Genomic DNA, 24,483 nt, shown 5'->3' on the forward strand with positions numbered 1-24,483 from the left:
GTGCCAATGACGGATACAACGACAACCCCCCACCAGACGGCCAATACTGTTCTTGGCCCCGTTCCCGCCCATGAATTGGGTGTGGTCGCGGTCCACGAGGCCCTGCTCTCGGTGGTCCCGGGAGCCCAGTACGCCCCGGACATCAGCATGGACCGGGCGGAGATCTTCGAGGTCCTGGCCGCCAAGCTCACCGACTTCCGCGAGCACGGCGGCACGACCATCGTGGACAGCACCGGCATGTTCCACGGCCGCGACGTGAAGCTGTTCGAGGCGCTCTCGCGCTCGACCGGCGTGCACATCATCGCGTCCACGGGCATGGGTCCGGAGGAAATGCTCGGCGGCTACTTCCTCACCCCGCAGACCAACCCGCCCACCCCGTGGCCGGCCGAAAAGTTTGCCGACCTCTTCTCCAAGGAAGTCAGCGAGGGCATGGTGGTCCCGCGGGTCGAGCGCCGCGGAGCCGCCGGGCTGGTCACCACCACCGCCACCCGCGAGGGCATGACCCCCACCGACGAGAGCCTGTTCCGCGGGGCGGCCCGGACCGCCCTGGCCACCGGCGTCCCGGTCTCCATCCGCTACGGCGCCGACGCCCTGCACGACCTCGACGTCGTCCTGGACGAGAAACTGCCCGCCGGGCGGGTACTCCTCGGCGGCCTGGACCGCCGGGACGCCGCGGCCGCCGGTGCCGCCCTTGAGGTGGCCCGCCGCGGCGCGTTCGTGGGCCTGGACCACGTGGGCCTGGACGACGACGGCGACTACCTCACCGACCGCGAGCGGGCCGGACTGGTGCTCGAGCTGGTCAAGGCCGGCCACACGGACAAGGTCATCCTCTCGTCCAACGCGATCGGCGTGGCGAAGGGACAGCCGGACTACGACCTGCCCTTCAGCCACGTCCTGGCCACCTTCGTCCCCTTCCTGAAATCACTGGGCCTGGGCGACGACGACGCCCGCCGCATCCTGGTGGACAATCCGCGCAACCTGCTGACTGTGCGCTGAGCACCGCGGCCCGCCATCAACAAGCTTTCGAAACTCCTGAGGTGAAGGAATGACCAAGGTCAACACCGTGCTGGGAACCATCCCGGCTGAAGAACTGGAAATCGTGGCAGTCCACGAACACATCGGCTACGGCATGCCCGGCTCCGAACTCGACACGAGATGGTGGAAGTCGCCGGAGCAGGCCTACGAGGAAACCGTGCCGAAGCTGCGCCAGTTCCGCGAGAACGGCGGCGGCACCTTCGTGGACGCCACCGGCATCTGCAACGGCCGCGACGTCGACTACTACAAGTCCCTCTCCGCCAAGACCGGCGTGCACATCGTGGCCTGCACCGGCTTCGTCGGCGGGGACACCGCCCTGCCGCACTTCGCGCGGGCGTCGGTGGACTACTTGGCGAAGGTGTTCATCCACGAGATTACCGTGGGGATCGGCAACACGGGCGCAAAGGCCGGCGTCATCAAGGTCGGTGTGAGCCGCGGCGGCAAGATGACCGAACTCGACAAGCGGATCTACCGCGCCGCAGCCCGCGCCGCCGTCATCACCGGCGTGCCGATCCTGACGCATCTGGCCATCGATCCCGAGCCCGCCGTGAACATCTTCAACGAAGAGGGCCTTCCGTTGGATCGCGTCCTCTTCGGCCACGCCGACGACGGCTTGAACGCCCCGATCACCCCACACGACTGGATTTACGAGCAGGGCGGCCGCATTGGCTTCGACACCTTCGGCTACGACCTCGAATTGCCCGACCCGCCGTTCTGGGGCCGCAAACGCGCCGAGCGCATGGAGCACTTCGTCAAGCTCGTGAACAAGGGCTACGCGGACAAGCTACTCGTCTCGGCCGACGCCAACTGCAGCCCGCTGGGCTGGCCGGGCGTGAAGGGCCACACCATCAACTACATCTTCGACGACATGATCCCGGACATGCGCGCCGCCGGCATCGACGACGCCACCATCAAGCTCCTCCTCGAGGACAACCCGGCCGATTTCCTCTCCATCAAGGCCTGACCCGCATCCCTCCATCCGGCGCCACGCGCCGGCTCCGCTGCCGCCTACGACGACGGCGGCGGATCCCAACCCAACCCATTCACCCCGAGGACGCCTGCACCGGCGTCCAGTGAAGGAACACAGAACAATGCAGACTTCCGACATCCAGAACCTGAAGGTTGCCGTTGTGGGCGGCGGCTACGCCGGCGCTTCCGCTGCCCTGGCACTGCTGCAGCTCGGCGCCGACGTGCACGTCTACGAGCAGGCCCCCGAGCTTGGTGAAGTAGGAGCCGGCATCGGCCTGCGCCCGCCGACCGTCGAGGTACTGCGCAAGTGGGGCGTGTTCGAAGAGTTCGAGAAGGTCTCCGCCCCCTCCGAGGCCATCGAGGTCTACCAGGCCAACGGCGAGCTCATCGCCCGCGACCCGTGGCCGGGCATCAACGAGTACGCCCAGGTCAACCACTGCCGCATGGTCCACCGCGGGGACGTCATCGAGACCCTCCTGCGCCTCCTGCCGTCCGAGCGCGTGCACATCGGCCACAAGATGATCAGCATCGCCGATCACGGCAACTCCGCCACCGTGAAGTTCGAGAACGGCGTCGAGGTCACCGCCGATCTGGTGGTGGGCGCCGACGGCATCCGGTCCAGCGTCCGCAACCAGATCTTCGGTGAAGTCCAGCCGGTGTTCTCCCACACCATTGCCATGCGCGCCGTCATCTCCGCCGACGCTGCCTACGGCCTGGTGGAGAACGACAACTTCCGCGTCTACGTCGGCCAGAACGGCACTACCGTGTACTTCCTGCCGCTGCGCCACCGCAACCAGGTGTCCTTCGACATCACCGCACCGAGCGACGACACCGCCTGGGCACCGGAGGTCACGCACGAGTACATCGGAGCGCTGCTGGAGGGCTTCGACGAACGCCTACAGAAGATCGGCCAGGAACTGGACATCGCCTCGATGACCAACCGCGGCGTCTACGACATCGACAAGCAGCCCAACTGGCACACCGACAGCGTCGCCCTGGTTGGCGATGCCGCGCACGCCATGCTGCACCACCAGGGCCAGGGTGCGAACTCCGCCATGCAGGATGCCGCCTGGCTGGCCGACGCCATCAAGGACGGCTCCGACCTGCAGGAGGCCCTGCGCACCTACCAGGCCAAGCGCAAGCCCATCACCGACGTGCTGCAGGACATCTCCCGCAAGCCGTTCGACATCGGTGACTCCTTCCCGGAGACCACGTCCTTCGAGAAGGGGGCGGGTGTCGAGTGACCATCCACCCCGAGATCGGCAAACTCCTCGCCACGCTGCCGCCGTTCGACCACGGCACGCGGCCGGACCCCGAGGCCAAGCGCGCGGGCGACCTGCAGTTCGTCGCGCCGCTGGAGGAGCGGCTGCCGCTGACCGCCGTCGAGGACACCGTTGCAGCCACTGCGGCGGGCGAGGTCCCGGTGCGGATCTATACCCCGGCCGAGGCCGCGTCCTACGGGCTGCTGGTGTACTTCCACGGCGGCGCGTTCTTCTCCGGCAGCCTCGAGACGCACGACCACGTCGCGCGGGCGCTGGCGAAGGAGAGCGGCCACAAAGTCATCTCCGTCGGTTATCAGCTGGCACCGGAGGCCGCCTTCCCGACCAGCCTGCAGGAATGCTACGGGGTGGTCCGATGGGCCGCCGAGCAGGGCGGGAGCCTGGCCTGGGACGGAAAGAACCTGGCGTTGGCCGGCGACAGCTCCGGGGCCAACTTCGTGGCCGCGGTGACGGCGATGGCCCACGACGAAAGCTTCGATCGGATCACGCACCAGATCCTGTTCTACCCCTCGCTGGACCTGGACTTCGACGAGGACCGCTACGGCTCGCTGCGGGAGAACGCCACCGGTTATGGCCTGGAGACCCCGGCCCTGAAGCCGTGGAACTCCTTCTACCTTGAGAGCGGCGCGGACCCGGCAGATCCGCTGGTCTCCCCCATCAAGCGCGAAAACCTCGCCGGCCTGCCGAAGGCACTGATCATCACCGCGGAGTACGATCCGCTGCGTGACGAGGGCGAGCTCTACGGCCAGCGCCTGAAGGACGCCGGCGTGGAGACCACCGTCAGCCGCTACGCGGGCGCCAACCACGGGTTCGTCCAGAACTTTTTCTGGATCCCGGAAATGTACCGGGCCTACCAGGAGGCGGGCGAGTTCCTGAACCGGGGCTGACCCCACCCGCCCCACACGCATCGGCGGCGCGCACCCCAAGGTGCGCGCCGCCGTCGTTGTTTTGGTGTGGTGGAGCCCGTCAGGCGTTCTTGCCGTACAGCTTGCGGTAGCCGTGCAGCGTCGTGAAGAACGGCGAAGGCTCCAGCGTCGGGTCCCCGGTATAGCCGAGTTCCTCGGCCACCGAGGCGAACGGCGAATAGGGCGAGCCGGTCTCCTGCAGGCCGCCCTCCAACGACCGGCGGGCGGCATCGCGGACCCGGGCCTCGATGTCCAGGCTCTCCTGCAGGGCCTGCCGGGCCGTGGTGCCGTCCATCCCGATGTCGAAGGGCACGCCCTCGGTGTTGCGGTAGGGGTGGCCAAGGTACAGGCGCTCGGGGCGGATCTCGTCGCGCAGGTACCGGAGGCTGGCCCGGTAGGCGTCCGGATCCTCATAAGCCGGGAAGTGGTTGGCGGCACCGTGCACCTGGACGGAATCGCCCACGAACACCGCGTTCTGCCCGTCCACCACGTAGGCCACGGAGCCCGCGGTGTGACCGGGGATGTGATGCACGGAGACCGTAACATCTCCGCCCAGGCTGAGGGTTTCGCCGCCCTTCAGGAGCATGTCCGGCTCCATCTCGCCCGAGATGGCATGCCCGGCAGCCCTCGCCTGCTCCTCGATGGCGTTCGGGTTGTCCAGGTACTGCTGGCGGACATCGACGTAGTTCTGCACGTGCGCCTGCCGGGAGCGCAGCAACGGGGCGTCCGCTTGGTGGATGACAACCTTCGCCTTCCGGCCGGTGAGCTCCCAGAGGGCATGGGCACCCCCGAGGTGGTCGATGTGGCCGTGGGTCAGCAGGATCCACTTGACGTCCTCGATGCGCCGGCCCAGCTTCTCCAGCTCCGGCACCATGCCCTCGACCGGTGACGTGGTGATGCCCGTGTCGACGATGGCCGGCTCGGGCGCGTCGATGAAGAAGCTGTAGAGACCAAAGCGTCCCCAGGGCGACACCAGCGGATGGATTGTCACTTCTTGCGTCATTGTTCTCTCCTCAGCTCCGGGACCCGTTCACGGTCCTGATGGTACGGCGCCGGCGGCGCGGGGCCTCTGCCCCGCCGGCCTTTCAGTGCCGCAGGCCGGGACCGGTGCGACATCATCGTCTTGCTCCGAACTTTATTATAATAATATAATCGAGTCACGCTCTGAAGAGCGAGTCTGCCGGCGGGATGCCTGGCACTCGAACGTTGACAAGGAAGTGCACACTCATGACTGATTTCACGACGTGGAATGCCGGTGGGGAGACGATCAAGATCCGCAAGGACCTGCGGATCCCGATGCGCGACGGCGTCGAGCTCGCCGCGGACACCTACCAGGGTCTTGAGGACAAGCCCCGGCCGGCACTGGTGGCCCTGAGCCCGTACGGCAAGGAGCTGCAGGCGCTGGCGCTGACCACCCCCCCGCAGCGGCGTCCGAGTCCGATGTGGGACGGCTGCATCGAGGCCGGCGACATCGCCCGCATCGTCAAGGAGGACTACGTCCACGTCATCGGCGACCTGCGCGGCTCCGGTGACTCCGGCGGCGAACACATCGGCAACTACAACGCAGGTGGCGTATCGCTGGGCCAGGACGCGTACGACTTCATCGAATGGGTCGCCGAACAGCCGTGGTGCGACGGCAACGTCGGCATGGTCGGCATCTCCTACTTCGGCTCCATGCAGGTGTTGGCTGCGGCCGAGCGCCCGCCCCACCTGAAAGCGATTTTCGTCAGCGGCGGCCACTACGACTTCTACGAAACCACCTACCACGGCGGCATCATGTGGTTCATGCCCCGTGCCGCCCGCGAAGGCCGCGGCGGAGACTCGGGCTGGGCCTTCACGGACAACGTCAAGTCCCGCATGATCGAAAAATACTCCCCCGAGGAGCTCAAGAAGCTGGTCGCCAAGCGCCTCGAGGACCCGGACGTCGCCGCCTGGCCGAACCTGGTCCACGTGCTGCATTACCCCAAGAACCACGAAGCCTGGTTCGACATTGTCATGAATGAGCTGGACGGCGAATGGTACGAGGAGCGCAACCCGATCACGCTCGCTCCGAACATCGACATTCCGGTCTGGCTGCAGATCGACCAGGGCCGCGGCTGGACCATGGACGGCACCATCGAGCTGTACAACTCGCTCAAGGGCCCCAAGAAGCTGACCATCGGCCCCTACCCGCCCATGCAGTCGCGCCCCTTCATCGAGGAGCACGACAAGATGTTCCGCTGGTACGACTACTGGATCAAGGGCATCGACAACGGCGTGATGGACGAGCCGGCCGTGAGCGTCTTCGTGGAAGGTTCCCGCGAGACCGTCGAGGCGGACCAGTGGCCGCCGAAGGAGATCGAGTACAAGTCCCTGTACCTGCGCCCGCGCCACAAGCTGTCGGCCGAGCCGGAGCTGATGGGCGTGGAGTACGCGGCCCCGGACGGCTTCTACCAGGCGCCGCTGACGGTGACCGACAAGGTGGAGATCCTCAGCTGGAGCACGGGGCCGTTCGAGGAGGACACGGAGATGATCGGCACCGGTGCGGCGCACATCTTCGCCGAAATCGACCAGCCGGACTCGAACTTCATCCTGCGCCTGTGGGACTACGCCCCGAACGGCAAGCGCCAGCTGATCACCACCGGCTACCTCAAGGCCTCGCACCGCGAGCTCGATGAGGAGCGCACCAGCGAGGGCAGCCCGATCCACCCGCACACCCGTGCCGTGCCGGTGGAGCCGGGGAAGATCGAGGAGTATGTCCTGCGCCTCTACCCGTTCGCCAACACCTTCAAGCCGGGACACCGGCTGGTCGCCGAACTTTCCAACGGCGAGCCGCTGGCCGACGAGCACAACGCACTGCTGCCGCCGGACGCCTTCCACCTCCCGGTGGGACGCCCGGTAACGCACAAGATTTACCGCGACGCCGCCCACCGGTCGCGACTGGTCCTGCCGTTCACCGCCTGCACGGCGGGAGACCAAGCGAACTGACGCCCCAGCGGCGCCCGCTGCTGGCTGGCCCCTCCCTCACCCGGAGCGTAAGACATCCTCCGGCCGTGATGAACAGGCCCCTGAACATCACGGCCGGAGGTGCTTACCGCGCCTCTTATGCTTGTGGAATGGAAACAACGGAGCACGGCAAGGCGCGGAAAGCCGTCGAGGACAACCGCGATCTGGCGGTGGCCTTGATCGACATCTCCTCCGATGTCCGCCGAAAGTCCCACGAAAATTCCGGCGTCCCGCTGCTGCCCAACGGCCTGGTGGACATCATGCGGGTCATCGAAGCGCACCCCGGAATAACAGTGGCCGAGGTTGCTGCCAGGCTTGACCGCCAGTTCAGCAACGTCAGTACGCAACTGCGCGAACTGGTAGCGCGCGGGCTGGTGACGCGGATACGCGACGAGGCGGACAAGCGCTATGTGACCCTGCACCCCACTGACGAGTCCCAGCGGATCAGGATCCTGCTGGAAACCGCGTGGGCGGAAACACTCGGGGCGGCGGCAGCCAGGCTGCACCCCCACGAACAGGAGCAGGTTGCTGCCAGCCTGCCCGCCCTCCAGCGCCTTGCGGCACTGATCAACGAGCCGGACTAGCCCAGCACCGTCGCTCACGCTTTCTTAGGCTTTTGCCGCTATACTTATAGTTTTGTAAGTATTAGCTGGCCATGTCTGCCTGCAACTCAAACGACCAGAAAAGGTGTCCATGAAAGACGTCCTAGAGGAGAAAATTCCGCCCGGAGAGGTGGAGGCGGCAGAGGCCGTGGAGCCCGAGAGGATCTCGCCCAAGCGCGTTGCCGCCGTGATCACCGCACTCGTGCTGTCAGCGCTGATCATGATCCTCAACGAGACTGTGCTGACCGTCGCCCTGCCCAACCTGATGGCGGACCTGGGCGTCCAGGCCACCACCGCGCAGTGGCTGACCACCGGCTTCATGCTCACGATGGCCGTCGTCATTCCGACCACCGGTTTCATGCTTCAGCGTTTTACCACAAAGAGCCTCTTCGTCAGTGCGATGCTGCTCTTCATCGTCGGCACGGCGCTGGCAACCGTCGCCCCAACGTTCGCGGTCCTGCTCATTGCGCGCATCGTCCAAGCGGCCGGCACGGCCATCATCCTGCCGCTGCTGATGACCACCACGCTCACCTCCGTGCCGGTCCGGCACCGCGGCACCGTCATGGGCCTTAACTCCGTGGTCATCTCCGTGGCTCCGGCCATCGGCCCCACCCTCTCGGGCGCCGTCATTAACTCCTTGACGTGGCGCTGGGTCTTCGGCCTGATGGTCCCGGTGGCCATCATCGTCTTCCTCTTCGGCGTCATTGCCATCAAGACCGGCAAGGAGACGCGCAAGGCTCCGCTGGATGTCCTTTCGGTCATCCTCTCCGCCTTCGCCTTCGGCGGCATCGTCTATGCGCTTTCCTCCATCGCCAACCTGATGGAAGGCGCCTGGGCCCCGGTCGTCGCGCTGGTTGTCGGTGCCGTCGCCCTGGTGCTTTTCATTCGGCGCCAGCGTGCCCTGCGCAAGACCGAGTCGGACCTTCTGGACCTCCGTCCGTTCAAGGTGCACAACTTCCGCATCTCGGTCATCATCGTCATGATCGCCATGGCCACGATGCTGGGCACAGTGATGGTCATGCCGATTTTCATGCAGAACGGCATGGGCCTGAGCACGCTGACCATCGGCCTGGCCCTCCTGCCCGGCGGCCTGATCCAAGGCATCGTTTCCCCGATCGTCGGCCGTATTTACGACAAGGTAGGCCCCCGGCCGATCGTCATTCCCGGCGCCTTCCTGCTGGCCGGCGGCCAGTGGTTGTTGGGCAGCGTCCATGTTGATACCCCGGTGACGACGATCGTCGTTTTTCACACGGTGTTCTGCATCGGCATGGCCATGCTGATGACCCCGCTGATGACCGTCGCCCTGGGCGCCCTGCCTCGTGAGCAGTACGGCCATGGCAGCGCCATCATGAATACCCTGCAGCAGTTGGCCGGCGCAGCGGGTACCGCGGTTCTCGTTGCCGCCATGACCATCGGTACGGCGGCGGCGGCAGCCAGCGGCATCGCCGAGAACGTAGCCTTGGTCGACGGCGTCCGGGTCGCCTTCACGGTCGGCGGCATCCTCGGCCTCGTGGCCGTCGTGTGCGCTCCGTTCGTTCGGCGGCTGCCGGAGAACGCCGACCACTAAGGTCCGGTTGCTCCCGCCTGCACCAGAGAGGAAGCCGGTCATCCCGCACTGGATGGCCGGCTTCCTGCGTTTCGGTCGTACTCCGCGTCGGCGGTGCTAGGAGGCCGTTTCCGGGGCCCCTGCGTCCGGTTCGGTTTCCTTGACGCCGTGCAACCCGAAAAAGCTGAGCAACGCCGCTGCCAGGGCCGCGATGGCAACCACGAGGAAGGCCTGCGTGAATCCACTGCCCAAGGCCTCGAGGGCGAACTGGCTACCGCCCGATCCGGGAACGCCCTCGGGGATGCTGTTGAGCGCGATCGGACCGCCCGCTTCCGCAATGCCCATCGCCGGACCCAGCTGGTCGGGAGCCAAACCGGACGTTTGCAGGGAGGTCATGAGCTTTCCGCCGGCGGTGGAGAGGGCAATGGCACCCACCAGAACCGGTCCGAGCGCGAAGCCGAGGTCGCGCAGCAGGTTGGTGGTGGCGCTGGCCATGCCGGTCATCTCACGCGGCACCGAGTTCACGGCAATGGCGGTCATCGGGCTCAGCGTGAAGGCGAAACCAAGTCCGACCAGCAGGGACGGCAGGATGAAAGTGGTCACGTCGCGACTGGTGACATCGGCGTTGGAGTTGATCATTGCGCCGGCAGCCATGGCCAGGAATCCGAAGGTCATCAGCCAGCGGGACGAGACGCGGTTCTGCAGCCGTGACAGCACGGGGATCAACACGAATGCCGGCCCCTGCAGCAGCAGGAACAGCAGGCCGAGGTACAGCGGGTTCTGGTGCTGGACCGGACCCAGCCACATGCTCGTGGAGAAGCAGGCGCCGAGGAAAGCGAACATGCCGACCACGGCTACGATCGACGCGATGGCGAACTGGCGGTTCAGGAACAGCCTCAGCTCAAGCAGCGGGGAATCGACGCGCAGTTCGATGACCACAAAGATCGCCAGCAGCACTGCCCCGGAGGCGAGGGCGGCCATCACATGGGTGCTGGTCCAGCCGTCCTCGGGACCCTGCACCAGCCCAAAGAGAACCAGGATCAGGCCAAGTGCGAAGGTGATCTGGCCCCAGATATCCAGCCTGCGCTCCCGGGCCACCTTGGCCTCGGCGGAGCGCAGAGCGGTCAGCAGCAGCGCGGCGAGGGCCGCCAACACCACCACCGCGTAGGCGCCGCGCCACCAGCCGAAGCCGGCAAACACGCCGCCCAGTAGTGGCGACAGGGCGGAACCTGCGGAGAGGAAGCCCGCCCAGATGGCGATGCCCCGCACCCGCTCCTGCATGGAGCGCGCCACCGACGCGACCAACGCCAGCGATGCGGGGAAAATCGCACCCGCACCCAACCCGTTAATGGCCGAGCCTATCCACATGGCCTGGACCGTGGGGGAAATGGCACAGATCAACGAACCGATCATGACCAGCACTGCGCCGCCCACGACGAGCTTGCGGTGGCCGTACTTGTCGCCGAGCACGCCGAAGGTCAGCTCGAAAACCACCACAGGAATCATGAACGCGGCGGTGATCCAGGTGAGCTGGGAACCGAACGTGTTAAAGGTGAGCTGGAATTCGCCGTTAAGCGCGCCGGGCAGCGCATTGGCGATCTGCGCCACCATGACAGCCAACGAGGCAGCGACCATAGTGCCCTTGGTGCGCGCGGGCGCGACTTCCACTGGCGGTGCCTGGGGCGGTGGATAGGCCTGCGGCGATGGCGTGTGGGTCCCCTGGTTCTGGCTCATATGAAACTTCCTTGTCATGGTGTGAGCGATGTGGTGAACGGGTGGTGCTTGGCGGTCCAGGGCCTCGTCGTGGCAGTCGCATCCGTCCGCGCTGGTAGCAAAAGGTTGTTCGACGAAGCCCTGCCGCAGAGTCCCCGCCTCTTCGCGTCCCGCTGTGACGCACGCGACAGGATTACCGTGATGGGGCTAACAGTATTGATTCGGAATACACAGTGTCAAGTGACAACCTGTTGTGTCGTCTCAGCGCCCTGTGTGCAAAATCCGCAAAACGGCTTCGGATGAGGGCAGCGGTGCGACGGAAATCCGCAGGGCAGCTCGGCGTGGTCCGAAGGGGGCACGGCCACCGGCTATTCTGTGTGGCATGGCAACACTCCGCGAGGCTCAGAAACAGCAGACCAGGCAACTTCTCTTGGACACCGGCCTGGAGCTCTTTGAAGCCAAGGGCTACGCGGCCACCACTATCGACGACATTGCCGCCCGGGCCGGCACCACGAGGACCACCTTCTACCTGCACTTCGCGTCGAAGGCACAGCTGATGGGCGACGTGGTGAAGACCGTCGACTCCATCCTCACCAGCGTGGACGACCCGGTCCTATCGACCGTGGTGGAACTGGGTACCCGGGACTTGGTCCGCACCTGGATCAGTCGGAAATTCGACCAGTGGGAAGCAACGCGCCCCTACCTGCATGCCGTCTATCAGGCGGCCCCGGTCGAGCCTGAGGTCGCGAAGGTGATGGAGGACTGGTTCCGTGATGTGGCCGCGGACATGACGTCCGGGCTGGACCGGTCGGGGCGGTTCGACCCGGCCAGCCGGCAGGTCCGCTGCGTCCTCGCCTTCGGCCAGCTGGAATACCTCTCGCAGCGGTGGATCCGCACGGGCTGGATCATGGATCGCGACGTGTGCCTGGAAACATTGACGGATTCTTGGTGCCACCTGCTTTCGGAAGGGTGAGCCTGCAGCAGGTTCAGCCTTGGCGCGCGCCCGCCAGCAATTCGGCCAGCGCCCCGCGGCCCAGCACGGGCTGGCGGTACTCATCGCTGAGGATCTGCAGCATGGAGCCGGCATAGTCCTCATTGGTCGAGGCGATCATGTCCTTGGCGAAGACCACGCGGAAGTTGTGGGCGAAAGCATCTGCTGCCGTCTGCGCCACGCAGTTGTGGGTCGCCACGCCGGCGAGGACCAGGCGTTCCACCCCGGCGTCCCGCAGCCGCTGGGCCAGGTCCGTACCAAAAAACGCGCTGTCGCGTGTCTTGAGAATGCGCTCCAGGCCCTCGGTCTGCAGCCCGGGCAGGAATTCGGCCTGCTCGGTCCCTTCGAACAGAAATCCCTGGTCATCGTCGAGCATGCTGAGGGTCCAGGTTGAGCGGTCCCTGCGGTGTTGGGTGTAAACAAGCAGCACCGGCACCTGCGCCGCCGTCGCGGTCCTGATCAACAGATTGGCTGACTCCACCACGGCTTCCTGCCGCTTGGCCAAGGCAGGGTCCTCGAAGTACGCGTTCTGCAAGTCGATCATCAGCACCGCAGTTTTCATGCCCTCCGCCTTCCGCCGGTCGTCGTTGCTTCCATCCTGTCAGGTGCACCCGCACTTTGGGTCTTGACGCGCCAGCAGGGGCAGGGTGTGGTGTGTACTACCACCGGCCGAAAGGACAGCATCATGCATTCACTCTGGCTCGATACCGCTCAAAAAGTTCCCGTTGACGCGTACTCCGGCCAAACCGGGTTCGACTCGGTGGTGGCCGGAGCCGGGCTCACCGGTCTAACCACTGCCGTGCTGCTCGCGAGGGCCGGACACCGGGTTGCCGTGCTGGAGGCCCGGTCCGTCGGGGCCGCCACCACCGGCAATACGACCGCCAAGGTATCCCTGCTGCAGGGCAGCCAACTGTCGCGCATCGCGAACCATCACGATTCCGGCACAGCCGCCGCCTATGTTGCCGCCCAGCAGGAATCCCAGGCGTGGATCCTGCGGTACTGCGACGAACACCGGGTGGAATACGACCGGCGTGATGCGTTCACCTACGCCACCACCCCCCAGGGCGCCGAGGATCTCGCGGCGGAGCAGCGCGCCAGCGAATCCGCCGGCCTGCCGGTCGAAACCGTCTCCGGCGCCGGCGAGCTGCCGTTCGAGGTCACCGGGATGCTGCGGCTGGCCGATCAGGCCCAGATCCATCCGATGCACCTGCTGGCCGCGCTGGTCGCAGAACTGCGCAGCCGCGGAGGCCTGGTCTTTGAGGGCATGCGGGTCACGGGCGTCGGCCGCGCGGAAGACGGCGGTGCCGGGGCGGGGCCGCGAAACATCACCGTGCGCACGGGGCTGGGCGACGTTCAGACCGGAATTCTCGTGCTGGCCACCGGCACGCCCATGCTTAACCGGGGTGGACATTTCAGCGTGCTCAAGCCCATGCGCTCCTACGCCGCCGCCTTCACCGTCCCCGGGCGGATCCCGTCCGGGATGTACCTGTCCATTGACGCGCCGACCCGCTCGCTGCGGACCGCCCGCCACGGCGACCGGGAGGTCTTGCTGGCCGGCGGCAATGGCCACGTCGTCGGCCGCCACAGCCATACCCGGGGCCTGGTCGATGACCTGCTCCGCTGGGCCCAACAGCACTTTCCGGGTGCCCAGCCTACGCATACCTGGTCGGCGCAGGACTATGAACCGGCCGGTGCGGTGCCCTATGTGGGTCCGATCCTGCCCGGGGAAAAGCGCATCATGGTGGCCACCGGATTCAACAAGTGGGGTATGACCAACGGCGTGGCGGCGGCACTGGCGCTGTCGGCCTCCATCCTGGGCGGCGACAATCATTGGGCCAAGGATCTCTATAAGTCACGCATCTCCGGCCGGGACGCCGCCAGCACCGCCGGCACCAATTTGTCCGTCGGTTTGGAATTGCTGTCCGGATGGCTGGGCGGGCTGACCCGCACCACCCACGCCGCACCGCCGGAGGGCCAGGGCACGGTGGTGCGGGAAAATTCGCGACCGGTGGGCATTTGTACCATGAACTCCGCCACGCACCGGGTCAGCGCGGTATGCACGCATCTGGGCGGCGTGCTGTCCTGGAACGACGCCGAAGGCAGCTGGGACTGCCCGTTGCACGGGTCCCGCTTCAGTGCGGACGGAAAGGTACTGGAAGGCCCCGCCGTCAAGGACCTCGACGGGAGGTAGCCCCTTGGGACTGACGCCGCCGCACGGGTAGGCTAGTGCGGATGCCTGAGTTGAAACGCCGCGCGGCCGCCCTTGGTACCGCCGCCCTGATGTCCCTGTCCCTGGCCGCCTGCGGATCCGACTACCCGCTGGGTCCGGCCCAGGAAGCCGCCGCCCGGCAGGGCTCCTCCCTGTCCGGCACCCTGACAGGTGCCGGAGCATCGTCCCAGAACGCGGCGATGGACGCCTGGGTGGCTGGCTTCGGCTTGCTCCACTCCGACGCGCAGGTCCAGTACTCGCCGGACGGCTCCGGCGCGGGCCGCACCGCTTTCTTGGCCGGTGCCGTTGAGTTCGCCGGCTCGGACGCGTACTTGGACGACGAAGAAGTGGAACGGTCGCGCAAGGTCTGCGGCCCGGACGGCGGCTTCAACGTCCCGGCCTACATCTCGCCCATCACCGTGGCGTTCAATCTTCCGGGCATCACCGAACTGAATCTGGACGCCGAAACCATTGCCAAAATTTTCCAAGGCGAGATCCAGTCGTGGGATGACCCCGCCATCGCGGAGCACAATCCTGACATCGAGCTGCCCGATCTTGCGATCACTCCCGTCAACCGCTCGGAGGACTCCGGCACCACGGAGACCTTCACCGAGTACCTGCACGCCGTGGTCCCCGATGTCTGGACGCCCGAGCCCAGCGACACCTGGCCCGGAGAATACGCCGGCGAGAACGCGCAGGGCACTACGGGCGTTGTGAGCATGGTGGCCGGCACGGAAGGCGCCGTGACCTATGCAGACGATTCCGCCGTCGGGGCTCCCCTGGGCAAGGTCAACCTCAAGGTCGGCGAGGACTATGTTCCGGTGAGCGCAGAAGCGGCAGCCAAGGCGCTGGACGAAGCAAAACCCGTCGAGGGGCGGCCGGAGTACGATCTGGCCCTGGAATTGGACCGGACGACTACTGCCCCCGGCGCCTATCCGCTGATGTTGGTCTCCTACCACATCTACTGCACCACGTACGAGGACCAGGAGAAGGTTGACCTGGTCAAGGCGTTTGCGCAGTATGTCCTGAGCCCCGAAGGCCAGAACGACGCGGCGGACTCCGCCAAGAGCGCGCCGCTGTCCGAGGAGCTGTCAGGGCGCGCCGTTGATTCCGTGGAGCGGATCAGCGCCCGTTCCTGACGGCGGCCGCAAGCCGGAGCGGCGCCACGCCACGCGGCCGACTAGCTGCCCGAACCCGCCCGGTCCTCCGGCTCCTGGACGTCCGGTTCCCGGTTGTAGGCGTTGGCATCCTCGTTGCGCGGTATGTCCGGCTGGGCCGAGGCTTCCGGAGGAAATCCGCCGGCAAAGGTTCCGCCGTAAAACTGCTGGTTGCCCGGCTCGTGCACTTCCGATCCTCCGGACTCGACGAAGGTCTTGAAGCGCCACAACTCGTTGCGCACCTCCCGGTGGTCCGATCCCAGCCCGGAACCGGCCTTCTCCAGCAGGGAACTTGGCTCCCAATCGATGTGAACGTGCATTGACGTTGTGTCGGCGTCGATTCTTCCAAACGTCACGGTGCCGCTGTGCCTGACACCGCCTTCGCTCCTCCACACGATCCGCTGTCCGGGCTCATCCTCGGTCACGGCCGTATCGAATTCGCGCTGCACGCCGCCGACTTTCGTGACCCAATGGTGCGTCGTGTCGGACGTCCGGATTACGGACTTCAAGCCGTGCATGAAGGAGGGAAAGTATTCGAAGCGCAGCCACTCGTCATAAACCTTGTGAGCGGGCAGGGCGATCTCGACCGTTTCTTCTATGGTTGCCATGATCATCCTCATTCCACCCGGGGAACGGCGGCGCAGGCCCCCGCGTTCAGGGTTGCCACTTGGCATTAACGCTACAGAACGGCCCGTGGCGCGGCAATGAATGGCCACACCGACACGGCACGCGAGGGAGTGCTGCAACGGCCCCGGCGTTCCGGGGCGAAAGGGCCGATGACCCGCATTGGGTAGTCTGTGTGGTAAACCACTGCGTTGATGTTGAGGGGGCGGTATGCCGCGCTGTTTTCCGGAACAGCCTGAGTTCGGCCGGGACCAGCCTGCCGAACGGCAGGTTTGGGAGGCGCTGAAGCGTACGCTGCCGCCGTCCGCCGCCCTGCTGCATTCGGTCAACATCGTCGAAAACGGCACCGCCCGTCGGATCGACCTGCTGGTTGTCTGGCCCGGCGTCGGCATCGCGGCCATCGAGGTCAAAGGGGGGCAGATCAGCTACGACGCGGGCCAGTGGTTCCAGTCCGGGAACGGCCGGCAGCGCCGCATCAAAGACCCCTTGGTCCACGTCCAGGACGCCCGGCACATGCTCCAGCGCTACCTCGGCTCACACTTAGGGCTTAGCCGGAAGGTCCGCTTCGCCCATCTGCTGGCCTTTCCGGATACCTGGCTGCCGCGGCACTGGGACATCCCCGGCCTCAGGCGTTCCATGGTGATCGGCAGCCAGGACCTGAAGTATCCGGACGACACCGTCCGGGAAGCCATCAACTTTTGCGGCGACGGGGACGGCGACACCGCGCCGGACATCGCCGACCGCATCCTGGCATGGCTGACGCGCCCCCGGCCGGACGATGGTGCCCTCTCCGCGGCGGCCGAGCACGAAAGCCGCGCCGAGCAGATGACCCGGGACCAATCGGCGATCCTTGATGTCCTGAAGGACCAGCCGCGGGCACGCGTGATCGGCGGCGCAGGCACCGGCAAGACCTGGCTTGCGTTGGAACAAGCCCGGCGGTTGGCCCGCGACGGAAAGCGGGTGGCGCTGCTGTGCTCCAGCCGCGGCCTGGCCCGGTACTTCGAAAACGAGACCGCCGGGTGGAAGCCGGCCGAACGCCCGGCACACGTGGGCATGTTCTATGACCTGCCGGTCCGCTGGGCCGCGCACCATCCGCTGGACCCCCGGTTGCTCACCAACCAGTACTACGAGCACTACCTCCCCCGGACGCTCAAACGGCTGGCCAAGAACCAGCCGGTCCACGAACTCTTCGACGCGATCGTCGTGGACGAGGGCCAAGATTTTGGTGCGTTGTGGTGGGAGGCCGTCCGGGAGTGCCTGAAGGAACCTGCCGCCGGGGGCCTGTATGTGTTCATGGACGAAGACCAGCGCCTTTTCGGCCGCGACGGCCGGCCGCCGATTGAAGCGCCTCCCCTCGTACTGAATGAAAACCTTCGGAATACCAAACAGATCGCGGCACTCTGCGGCGCGCTGTCCACCGAACTGGCGATTCCGCGGGGCCTCTCCGGCCCACGCATCCGGCTGGTGGAGGCGACGGCCGGAACCGTCATCCCGCGGGCCGACGATGCGGTTGCCCAGCTGCTCGAGCGTGAAGGCTGGGCCCCGCAGCAGGTTGCGCTGCTGACCACAAAGCGCAAGCATCCGGCCCATCAGCAGGCGGTGGATGCACTGGGCTGGCACGGATACTGGGACGCCTTTTTTGACGACGACGTGTTCTACGGCAACGTGCTTGGCTTCAAGGGACTCGAACGCTCGGTGGTGGTACTGGCAGTCAACGGCTTCGGCGATCCGGAGCGGGCGCGCGAGATGCTCTATTCCGGGTTCTCCCGCGCGCGCAGCCTGCTGGTCATCGTCGGCGAACGGTCGGTCATCGCCGGCGTTGGCGGCCCTGCCCTGGCCAAGAGATTGACCCAGACAGAACCTTGGGATCCGGAGCAGCAACAGCAAGGCCATTGACTTTCAAGCAGCACCGGGAGCGCCCTGGATCGTTAACCTGCTGCCCTTCAGCGCCCACACCGCCATGCTGATCGTTGGCGTGGTGGAAATAGCCGCCGGCATGATCGTCTGGCTCAAGCCCCGCTACGGCGCCTACATTGTTTCCCTCTGGCTGGCGGGCATCATCGTCAACCTGCTGACGCTGTCAGGGTTCTACCACGTGGCGCGCCGTGACGTCGGCCTGCTGCTGGCGGGACTGACCTTGGCGCGGCTGGCCACCCAGTACGATCCGGCATGGCGCCGCCGTCGCTGATCAACCCCTGCCCGCGCCCGCCTTCAGTGCCCGGTGAAGGCGGGCGCCTCCTTGGCCAGGAAGGCATCCCGGCCGATCCGCGAGTCAACAGTCGTGAAGGCCTGCCCGAAAGCCCTGCGCTCCACCTGCAACCCGTCAGCGGTGGGACGGCCCAGGGCCGCATCGACCGTACGCTTCGCATTCGCGACGGCGGCGGGAGACTTCGCGGCGATCTCCCGGCAGGTGGCGGCGGCGGCGTCGAGCATGTCGTCCTTGCTGGGGAAGACGGCGTTGACCAGTCCGAGCCGCAGGGCTTCCTCGGCGCCGATGCTGCGGCCCGTGAAAATCAGTTCCCTGGCCATTCCGGGGCCAACCCGCTGCGGCAGCCGGACTGTCCCGCCGAAGCCAGGAATGAGGCCCAGTCCGACTTCCGGCAGGCCGAACTTCGCGTTGGCCGTGGCATAGATGAAGTCGCAGGCCAGCGCCAGTTCCAAGCCTCCGCCCAGCGCAAACCCGTTGACGCAGGCGATGACGGGAAGGTCCAGGGTCTCCAGCAGCCGCGTCAGGTCCTGCATGGCTGCACTGTGTGCTTCTGCTTCCGCCGGTCCCATGGAGGCCAGTTCGCGGATGTCTGCGCCGGCGGCGAAGGCCTTACCGCCGGCACCGGTGATCAGGACGCTGCGAACTTCCCCGCCCTCCGGCGAGCGGATGTCCGCGACGAATTGTGCCAGGTCCGCCACTACCTGCGTGTTCAATGAGTTGAGCGACTCGGGGCGGTTGATGACGACGGTGGCCAATTCGCCGAGGCATTCGAGCTGGATCGTTTCATAGGTCTTTTCCACAGCCCCACTATGCCACGGAAGGGCACGCGCAGAACGGGACGTGGTCATCCCCTCAGCAGGGCGACCACGTCCGCCACCTGCTGGTGTCCCCCGGCCACCGACCAGCGGTAGCCACCGACCTCCAGGACAGCGGTGGAACCGCCTGCCGCTTCGACCAGGGTCTTGCCCGGAAGCCAGTCCCAGTCCGGCAGCCCTTGCTGGTACCAGACGCCGAAAATTCCGGCGGAGGTTGCCGCCAGCTCACACGACGCCGATCCCCAGGTACGGTACGTGGCCGAACCCAGCAGAGTGCGCAAGTACGGCTCGCCCGCGGCTTCATCGCGCAAGTACGTGTGGTGCAGGTACGCCGCGGCGCAGCTGGCCGCCAAGGGAGCGCTGGCGATTTCGCCCACGCGCAGGCCGTTCCGGGTCGTGGGCAGGTCCCGTCCGCCGATCCACAGGACGTCCTCGGCGGGGTGGTAGACCGCCCCCAGCCGGGCTCCGGCGTCATCCGTCAGCGCCAGCGCGGAGCACCAGTAGTGCCCGCCGGTGAAGAAGTTGTAAGTGCCGTCCACCGGATCGATGACCCAGGTCCGGCCGGAGGTTCCCTCGTGGCTGGAGCCTTCCTCGCCCAGGATCGCGTCCTCCGGCCGCAGCTGCCGCAGCGTGTCCACGACCAGTTTCTCCGCGGCGTGGTCTGCAGCGGTGACGACGTCGGAGATGCTGGTCTTCTCCTCGAACGTGGTCACCCCCGACCGCATTCCGTTGGCCAGCGTTCCTGCGGCGCGCACCAGCCAGGCCGCGAGTTCGGTATCGTCCAGGTGGTCAGGGCTGCTCACGGTCATATCTGAAGCCTAGCCAACGCCGCAGGGAACACGGCATGCAGGTGCAGTTGCTACCGGCGGCCGCGCCGCGGCCCGCGGCCCTTGGGTGTGCGGCCGCCGCCTGGCCTGCCTTTGCCCTGGCCGGACGGTTTGCCCGCGCCCTTGCCGGTTCCCGGAGCCCGCCCCGATCCGGAGCCCTTTCCCGCAGCGGTGCCCTTCCCCGCGCCGGAGGCTCCGCCGTCGTTCTTGGCCGGGTTCTTGCGGCCCTTGCCCTTGCCCTGTTGTTCCTGCACCGAGGGCTGGCGCGAACTGCGCGCCGTGCGGCCACGGACAATCCCAATGAATTCCTCGATGGCGGCCTCGGTCCGGTCGGTGAGCCATGCGAGGCCGATCTGCGTTTCGGGGTGGTCGGTGACCGTTCGGTACACCACATCCTTGCGGTTGTAGAGCCGGGCCACGGACATCGGCAGGATCATCAGCCCCGCCCCGGACGCCACGACCTCGATACCGGTCTTGGCGCCGCCCGTCTGTCCGGGGTCCAGGAAGTTCTCGTGCGCGATCTCTTGGTAAGGGACTTCGTCGTCGTAGAGGGCAACATCGTGTTCCTTCGGCGCGACCACCACGGGCAGTTCCGTATAGAGCGGGATCACGCTCAGCCCCTCCCGGTCCACCGGCAGCCGCACGAAGCTCAGGTCGGCCCGGCCGTCGCGCAGGATGGCTGTCTGCTCCTCCTCGCCGCACTGGAAGGCGGTCAGCGGGACGTCGGGCAGCCGCTCCGCCCACCGGCGGGTCCACTTCCCCGGTGTCACGCCCGGGACGTAGCCGACCTTCAGTCCGGCCAATTGGGCCGTGGTCGTCGGCTCCTGGTCTGCATCCTGCACTTCATCACCGTAGCGCAGGGCGGCTAGGCTGGGCTTATGAGCGCGAAATCGGCACAATCCATGAAACCGGCCACGGCCGCCAAGAAACTGGGCATCTACCTGCCCGCGGCCCCGCAGGAGTTCCAGGACAGCCTGATCTCGCGCGAGGAGTTTAACCAGCTGCAGTCGGATCCGCCGGAATGGCTTGCCGACCTGCGCCGCAACGGTCCGCATCCGCGGCCGGAGGTAGCCCGTAAACTCAACGTCTCCATCTCCGGCCTGGCCCGCGGCGGCATCACTGAACCGCTGACGACGGCGGAGATCACCGCCCTGCTGCAGGATCCGCCGGAATGGCTGGTGGCAGAACGCGCCTCGTTTGCCGCCGTGCGCGCCGAAGAGCAGCGCGTGAAGGCAGCCGGCAAACAAGGCTGATCCGCCGGCGCTGGCCACTGCCGGTCCGGGCAGCGCCTACCGGCCGGCGGGACGTCAACCGGCCGTCGTCCCGCCTTTGAAGTAGCGCCCGCCTTCGATGAAGGGCCGGGGCTTACGCGTTAACGGCAAGAGCCCCGATCCGAAGACCGGGGCTCTTGCTCTGCGTGCGCGAGGGGGGATTTGAACCCCCACGCCCTTTCGGACACTGGCACCTGAAGCCAGCGCGTCTGCCGTTCCGCCACTCGCGCGCAGTTCGCCTGCCCCCGTGGTCAGCCAACCGATTTCCCGGTTCGCTTTCCTCAAGAACAGCGAGATCAATAGTAGCGTGAAACAGTCCCAAATTCCCAATCGGGGCGCCGGCACCCGAGTTACCGCACGTTGACGGGGATCGGAGGGCCTGCGCAGCGGGCGCCACGCGCCGCCGTCATGCTTCCATGGCGGTGAGGTTCACCACACGGTGGCGCCGCCGCGCCCGCGGCCATCGTTGCTGAATGGGGCCTTTTGGGACACGCCCAAGTAGTATCGAAGGGAAGAATCGCCAGACAGGTGTGCCCTGTCCGCTGTAGCAGCGGGGCACACCTGACCACAACTCTGGGAGGAGGCGGCCCGATGGGCATTCTGGACAGTATGGAGCGCGGCATCGAGAAGATGGTCCGCGGCGCCTTCTCCGTCGGCGGCAAAGGCCAGGTGCAGCCGGTGGAGATTGCAAGCCGCCTGCGCCGCGAACTGGACAACGGTTCCATCACCTTGGCCCAGGGCCGCACGCTGGCTCCCAACGTCTTCGACGTCAGGCTGGGCGATTCCGACTACGCCATGGCAGAACAATGGGGCGCCACCCTGGCCGAAGAACTGTGCGACGTGGTCATCCGCCACGTCAACAGCCAGAAGTACACGCTGCAGGGTCCGGTCCGCGTTTCCTTCACCAAGGACGGCGAACTCAAGGGCGGCGATTTCGAAGTCCACGCCACCGTGGTGAAATCCGACGGCCACCACCAGCAGCCCGCGCAACGCAGCGCCCCCGCGGCGCCGTCGCGCCAGCCCACCCTGCTGACGCCCGTGCTGGAAATCAACGGGCAGCGCTACTCGCTCAACGCGCCGTCCATCGTGCTCGGACGCTCCTCCGAAGCCGACATCATGGTGGACGACACCGGAGTCTCGCGGCGCCATCTGGAGATCCGCACCGAAGGCGGCTCGGCTGTGGCCGTGGATCTCGGCTCCACCAACGGCAGCTATGTCAACGGCCAAAAGATCAACGGCCAGATTGACCTCACCGACGGCTCCGTCATCACGATGGGCCGCACCCGCATTACGTTCCGCCTGCTGCCGACACGGGGCGGCGGGGCCTAATGGGCGAGCTTGTCGTCACCGCGCTGCGGTTCGGTTTCCTGATCCTGCTCTGGATCATGATCATCAGCATCGTCTCCGCCCTGCGGCGGGACCTGCAGATCGGCAAGCGCAGCCGCACCGGCTCCCCCACCGCGCGCGAAGTCCGCAAGAATCCCGAACTGGCGGACGCTCCGGCTCCCAGGGTGGCTCCGCGCCGCCTGGTGGTCACGGAAGGGCCGCTGGCAGGGCACTCCTTGGAACTGGCCGCGAGTCCCATCCTGTTGGGCCGGGCCCAGGAAGCCACGCTGGTGCTGGAGGACGATTATGCCTCCGGCCGGCACGCCCGGCTCTTTCCGCAGGGCAGCCGCTGGTTCATCGAAGACCTCGGCTCCACCAACGGCACCTACCTGGCCGAGAACCAGCTGACGCGGGCGCTGCCCGTTGACCCCGGCGTTCCCATTCGGATCGGCAAGACGGTCATTGAGTTGAGGCCCTGACGGTGGCTCTGGTTCTGCGCTATGCAGCGCGGTCTGACGTGGGTAAGGCGCGGTCCAAAAACGACGATTCCGCCTACGCCGGGCGCTATCTCGCCGTGGTTGCCGACGGCATGGGCGGCCATGCCGGCGGTGACGTGGCCTCGGCGTCCACGGTGCTGGACCTGGTCCACCTGGACCGCCCGGGTCATCAGGATCCGGCCAATGTGCTGGCGGACGAAATCCAGACCGCCAATTCCATTCTTTCGGAACTGGTGCAGACCAGTCCCAAGTTGGCGGGCATGGGCACGACCGTCACGGCCCTGCTGCTGCATGACGACAAGCTCGAATTCGCCCATATCGGCGATTCCCGTGCCTACCGGCTGAAAAACGGCACCTTCGAGCAGGTCAGCGTCGACCACACTTTCGTCCAGCGGCTCATCGACGAAGGCCGGCTCCTTCCCGCGGAGGCCGAGATCCACCCGCACCGCAACGTGCTGATGCGCGTGTTGGGCGACGTCGATGCCAGTCCCGAACTCGACCTGGCCAGCCATCAGGCCGAGCCGGGGGAGAAGTGGCTGCTCTGCTCCGATGGACTCAACGCCGTAGTGCCGGACAGTGTGGTGGAGTCGGTGGTGCGCAACGCGCCCACCCTGCAGGACGCCGTCAATGAACTGGTGGACCTCACGCTTGACGGCGGTTCCCCGGACAACGTGACCATCGTGATGGTCGAAGTCGCCGAAGCGGCCCCCGAGGAAACCGATACCGCCTCCTTTGGCCTCGCCGCGGAACGGCCGAAGGCATCAGCCCTGAAGCACGACGGCGTCGCCTCCCCTGTCCCGGTGCCGACACCCGCCGCCGGAGCCTCTCCCGAGGGGGCCGCAGCGGGGACGGCCGCCGCCGACGAACAGCTGCAACCGCACGAGGCAATCCGCGCCGACGCCATCCGCCGGGAGCTGGAGACCCGTCCGCATGTGTTGGTGGGTGCCGCGGCACTGGCCACCGAAACCGGACAGATTCCAATCGTCACGGCCCACTCCAACAAGCGCCGTGCGGCCGCAATGCTGACCCACAAGGCTCCGGAGGAACCGGAAACGCCCGACGCCGAGACCCCCGTGCCGGCCCGCAAGCCATGGCTGATCCCGGCATTCCTGACCGTCATGTCGTTGCTGCTGGTAGCGGTCATGTGGTTCGGCTACCTGTGGACGCAGACGCAGTATTTCGTTGCCTCGGCCGACGGACGGGTGGCCATCTTCAACGGCGTCTCACAGAACTTCGGGCCGATAGCGCTTTCACATGTGGACACGGTTTACAACATCCCGCTGGACAGCCTGCCCGCCTACCAACAGCAGCGGCTGGATTCGAGCATCTCAGCACGGGACCTGGGGCACGCCGAGGAGATCGTGGAACAGTTGCGGATCAGCAGCCAGCGGAACTGCCCGACACCCGAACCCAGCCCCAGTGCGGTGCCGACCGACCGGCCCAGCGGTTCGCCGGGGGCGACTCCGGGACCGCTGGCCAGTCCCCAACCGACCGTGCCACCGGAATGTGTAGGTGGATAAGC

The 24,483-nt window shown here is 66.6% G+C and carries 23 protein-coding genes and 1 tRNA gene; 16 read left to right on the forward strand and 8 right to left on the reverse strand.

The genetic code is table 11. The annotated features are described in order from the left end of the window. The first annotated feature begins 6 nt into the window (after positions 1 to 6). The 4 genes from AC5RVS_RS02570 to AC5RVS_RS02585 all read left to right on the forward strand — a co-directional run bounded on the left by AC5RVS_RS02570 (position 7) and on the right by AC5RVS_RS02585 (position 4,171). Positions 7 to 996, forward strand: a complete 990-nt coding sequence (locus AC5RVS_RS02570; RefSeq protein ID WP_494106984.1) for a phosphotriesterase family protein — start codon at positions 7 to 9, stop codon at positions 994 to 996. 49 nt (positions 997 to 1,045) lie between these two features. Further along, positions 1,046 to 1,999 carry a phosphotriesterase family protein gene (locus tag AC5RVS_RS02575; RefSeq protein WP_494106985.1) on the forward strand — a complete coding sequence of 318 codons (954 nt, stop codon included), beginning with the start codon at positions 1,046 to 1,048 and terminating at the stop codon, positions 1,997 to 1,999. 127 nt (positions 2,000 to 2,126) lie between these two features. After that, positions 2,127 to 3,248: an FAD-dependent oxidoreductase gene (locus AC5RVS_RS02580; RefSeq protein ID WP_493988429.1), complete on the forward strand. Its 1,122-nt coding sequence runs from the start codon at positions 2,127 to 2,129 to the stop codon at positions 3,246 to 3,248. After that, complete coding sequence (locus AC5RVS_RS02585) at positions 3,245 to 4,171, forward strand: alpha/beta hydrolase (protein ID WP_494106986.1); 927 nt, start codon at positions 3,245 to 3,247, stop codon at positions 4,169 to 4,171. Before AC5RVS_RS02580 ends, AC5RVS_RS02585 begins: the two co-directional genes overlap by 4 nt. Positions 4,172 to 4,250: 79 nt before the next feature. Here the strand turns inward: AC5RVS_RS02585 and AC5RVS_RS02590 are convergent, their stop codons facing one another. After that, on the reverse strand, positions 4,251 to 5,192 hold the full coding sequence (locus tag AC5RVS_RS02590; RefSeq protein ID WP_494106987.1) for an MBL fold metallo-hydrolase: 942 nt from the start codon (positions 5,190 to 5,192) through the stop codon (positions 4,251 to 4,253). Positions 5,193 to 5,416: 224 nt separating this feature from the next. Here AC5RVS_RS02590 and AC5RVS_RS02595 point away from each other — a divergent pair, with 224 nt between their 5' ends. From AC5RVS_RS02595 to AC5RVS_RS02605, 3 genes are all read left to right on the forward strand, one after another. Beyond that, positions 5,417 to 7,156, forward strand: a complete 1,740-nt coding sequence (locus AC5RVS_RS02595) for a CocE/NonD family hydrolase (protein ID WP_493988426.1) — start codon at positions 5,417 to 5,419, stop codon at positions 7,154 to 7,156. A 128-nt stretch (positions 7,157 to 7,284) separates the two neighbouring features. After that, positions 7,285 to 7,758: a MarR family winged helix-turn-helix transcriptional regulator gene (locus AC5RVS_RS02600; protein WP_494106988.1), complete on the forward strand. Its 474-nt coding sequence runs from the start codon at positions 7,285 to 7,287 to the stop codon at positions 7,756 to 7,758. Between the two features lie 109 nt (positions 7,759 to 7,867). Beyond that, complete coding sequence (locus tag AC5RVS_RS02605; protein WP_494106989.1) at positions 7,868 to 9,343, forward strand: MDR family MFS transporter; 1,476 nt, start codon at positions 7,868 to 7,870, stop codon at positions 9,341 to 9,343. A gap of 96 nt (positions 9,344 to 9,439) precedes the next feature. Here the strand turns inward: AC5RVS_RS02605 and AC5RVS_RS02610 are convergent, their stop codons facing one another. Next, a complete protein-coding gene (locus tag AC5RVS_RS02610) occupies positions 9,440 to 11,056 on the reverse strand; it encodes an MFS transporter (RefSeq protein WP_494106990.1) in 1,617 nt (538 codons plus the stop codon). 361 nt (positions 11,057 to 11,417) lie between these two features. Between AC5RVS_RS02610 and AC5RVS_RS02615 the strand changes: the two genes are divergently transcribed. Further along, the gene (locus AC5RVS_RS02615) at positions 11,418 to 12,008 is read left to right on the forward strand and encodes a TetR/AcrR family transcriptional regulator (protein ID WP_494106991.1); all 591 of its coding nucleotides are present in this window, start codon (positions 11,418 to 11,420) and stop codon (positions 12,006 to 12,008) included. A 13-nt stretch (positions 12,009 to 12,021) separates the two neighbouring features. Here the strand turns inward: AC5RVS_RS02615 and AC5RVS_RS02620 are convergent, their stop codons facing one another. Beyond that, complete coding sequence (locus AC5RVS_RS02620; RefSeq protein WP_494106992.1) at positions 12,022 to 12,588, reverse strand: cysteine hydrolase family protein; 567 nt, start codon at positions 12,586 to 12,588, stop codon at positions 12,022 to 12,024. 123 nt (positions 12,589 to 12,711) lie between these two features. Between AC5RVS_RS02620 and AC5RVS_RS02625 the strand changes: the two genes are divergently transcribed. Next, positions 12,712 to 14,217 (forward strand): FAD-dependent oxidoreductase, encoded by a 1,506-nt coding sequence (locus AC5RVS_RS02625; protein ID WP_494106993.1) that lies wholly within the window; start codon positions 12,712 to 12,714, stop codon positions 14,215 to 14,217. A gap of 41 nt (positions 14,218 to 14,258) precedes the next feature. Beyond that, positions 14,259 to 15,374, forward strand: coding sequence for a phosphate ABC transporter substrate-binding protein PstS (gene pstS / locus AC5RVS_RS02630; RefSeq protein WP_493988419.1), 1,116 nt, complete (start codon positions 14,259 to 14,261; stop codon positions 15,372 to 15,374). Positions 15,375 to 15,415: 41 nt separating this feature from the next. Here pstS and AC5RVS_RS02635 read toward each other — a convergent pair whose 3' ends face one another. Then, positions 15,416 to 16,000: an SRPBCC family protein gene (locus tag AC5RVS_RS02635; protein WP_494106994.1), complete on the reverse strand. Its 585-nt coding sequence runs from the start codon at positions 15,998 to 16,000 to the stop codon at positions 15,416 to 15,418. 226 nt (positions 16,001 to 16,226) lie between these two features. Between AC5RVS_RS02635 and AC5RVS_RS02640 the strand changes: the two genes are divergently transcribed. Further along, positions 16,227 to 17,912: a nuclease-related domain-containing DEAD/DEAH box helicase gene (locus AC5RVS_RS02640; RefSeq protein ID WP_494106995.1), complete on the forward strand. Its 1,686-nt coding sequence runs from the start codon at positions 16,227 to 16,229 to the stop codon at positions 17,910 to 17,912. Positions 17,913 to 17,976: 64 nt separating this feature from the next. Further along, positions 17,977 to 18,204, forward strand: coding sequence for a hypothetical protein (locus AC5RVS_RS02645; RefSeq protein ID WP_494106996.1), 228 nt, complete (start codon positions 17,977 to 17,979; stop codon positions 18,202 to 18,204). A 23-nt stretch (positions 18,205 to 18,227) separates the two neighbouring features. Here the strand turns inward: AC5RVS_RS02645 and AC5RVS_RS02650 are convergent, their stop codons facing one another. Genes AC5RVS_RS02650 through AC5RVS_RS02660 form a run of 3 tightly spaced genes read right to left on the reverse strand, consistent with a single transcriptional unit; the run spans position 18,228 to position 20,709 of the window. Continuing rightward, on the reverse strand, positions 18,228 to 19,025 hold the full coding sequence (locus tag AC5RVS_RS02650; RefSeq protein WP_494106997.1) for an enoyl-CoA hydratase/isomerase family protein: 798 nt from the start codon (positions 19,023 to 19,025) through the stop codon (positions 18,228 to 18,230). Positions 19,026 to 19,069: 44 nt separating this feature from the next. Further along, positions 19,070 to 19,849, reverse strand: a complete 780-nt coding sequence (locus AC5RVS_RS02655; protein WP_494106998.1) for an inositol monophosphatase family protein — start codon at positions 19,847 to 19,849, stop codon at positions 19,070 to 19,072. Between the two features lie 50 nt (positions 19,850 to 19,899). Continuing rightward, a complete protein-coding gene (locus AC5RVS_RS02660) occupies positions 19,900 to 20,709 on the reverse strand; it encodes a LysR family substrate-binding domain-containing protein (protein WP_493988413.1) in 810 nt (269 codons plus the stop codon). 60 nt (positions 20,710 to 20,769) lie between these two features. On the opposite strand from AC5RVS_RS02660, the gene AC5RVS_RS02665 reads away from it, so the two are divergent. Then, positions 20,770 to 21,120 (forward strand): DUF5997 family protein, encoded by a 351-nt coding sequence (locus AC5RVS_RS02665; RefSeq protein ID WP_493988896.1) that lies wholly within the window; start codon positions 20,770 to 20,772, stop codon positions 21,118 to 21,120. 165 nt (positions 21,121 to 21,285) lie between these two features. On the opposite strand, the gene AC5RVS_RS02670 is transcribed toward AC5RVS_RS02665, so the two are convergent. Then, positions 21,286 to 21,368: transfer RNA gene (locus tag AC5RVS_RS02670), tRNA-Leu, on the reverse strand. A 361-nt stretch (positions 21,369 to 21,729) separates the two neighbouring features. On the opposite strand from AC5RVS_RS02670, the gene AC5RVS_RS02675 reads away from it, so the two are divergent. Genes AC5RVS_RS02675 through AC5RVS_RS02685 form a run of 3 tightly spaced genes read left to right on the forward strand, consistent with a single transcriptional unit; the run spans position 21,730 to position 24,481 of the window. Beyond that, positions 21,730 to 22,467: an FHA domain-containing protein gene (locus AC5RVS_RS02675; protein ID WP_494106999.1), complete on the forward strand. Its 738-nt coding sequence runs from the start codon at positions 21,730 to 21,732 to the stop codon at positions 22,465 to 22,467. Beyond that, positions 22,467 to 22,943 carry an FHA domain-containing protein FhaB/FipA gene (locus tag AC5RVS_RS02680; RefSeq protein WP_494107000.1) on the forward strand — a complete coding sequence of 159 codons (477 nt, stop codon included), beginning with the start codon at positions 22,467 to 22,469 and terminating at the stop codon, positions 22,941 to 22,943. The genes AC5RVS_RS02675 and AC5RVS_RS02680 overlap by 1 nt, the downstream gene beginning before the upstream one ends. A 2-nt stretch (positions 22,944 to 22,945) precedes the next feature. Further along, positions 22,946 to 24,481, forward strand: a complete 1,536-nt coding sequence (locus AC5RVS_RS02685) for a PP2C family protein-serine/threonine phosphatase (RefSeq protein ID WP_494107001.1) — start codon at positions 22,946 to 22,948, stop codon at positions 24,479 to 24,481. Positions 24,482 to 24,483: the final 2 nt, after the last annotated feature.

It is taken from the genome of Arthrobacter sp. Y3221048 (genome assembly GCF_059092685.1).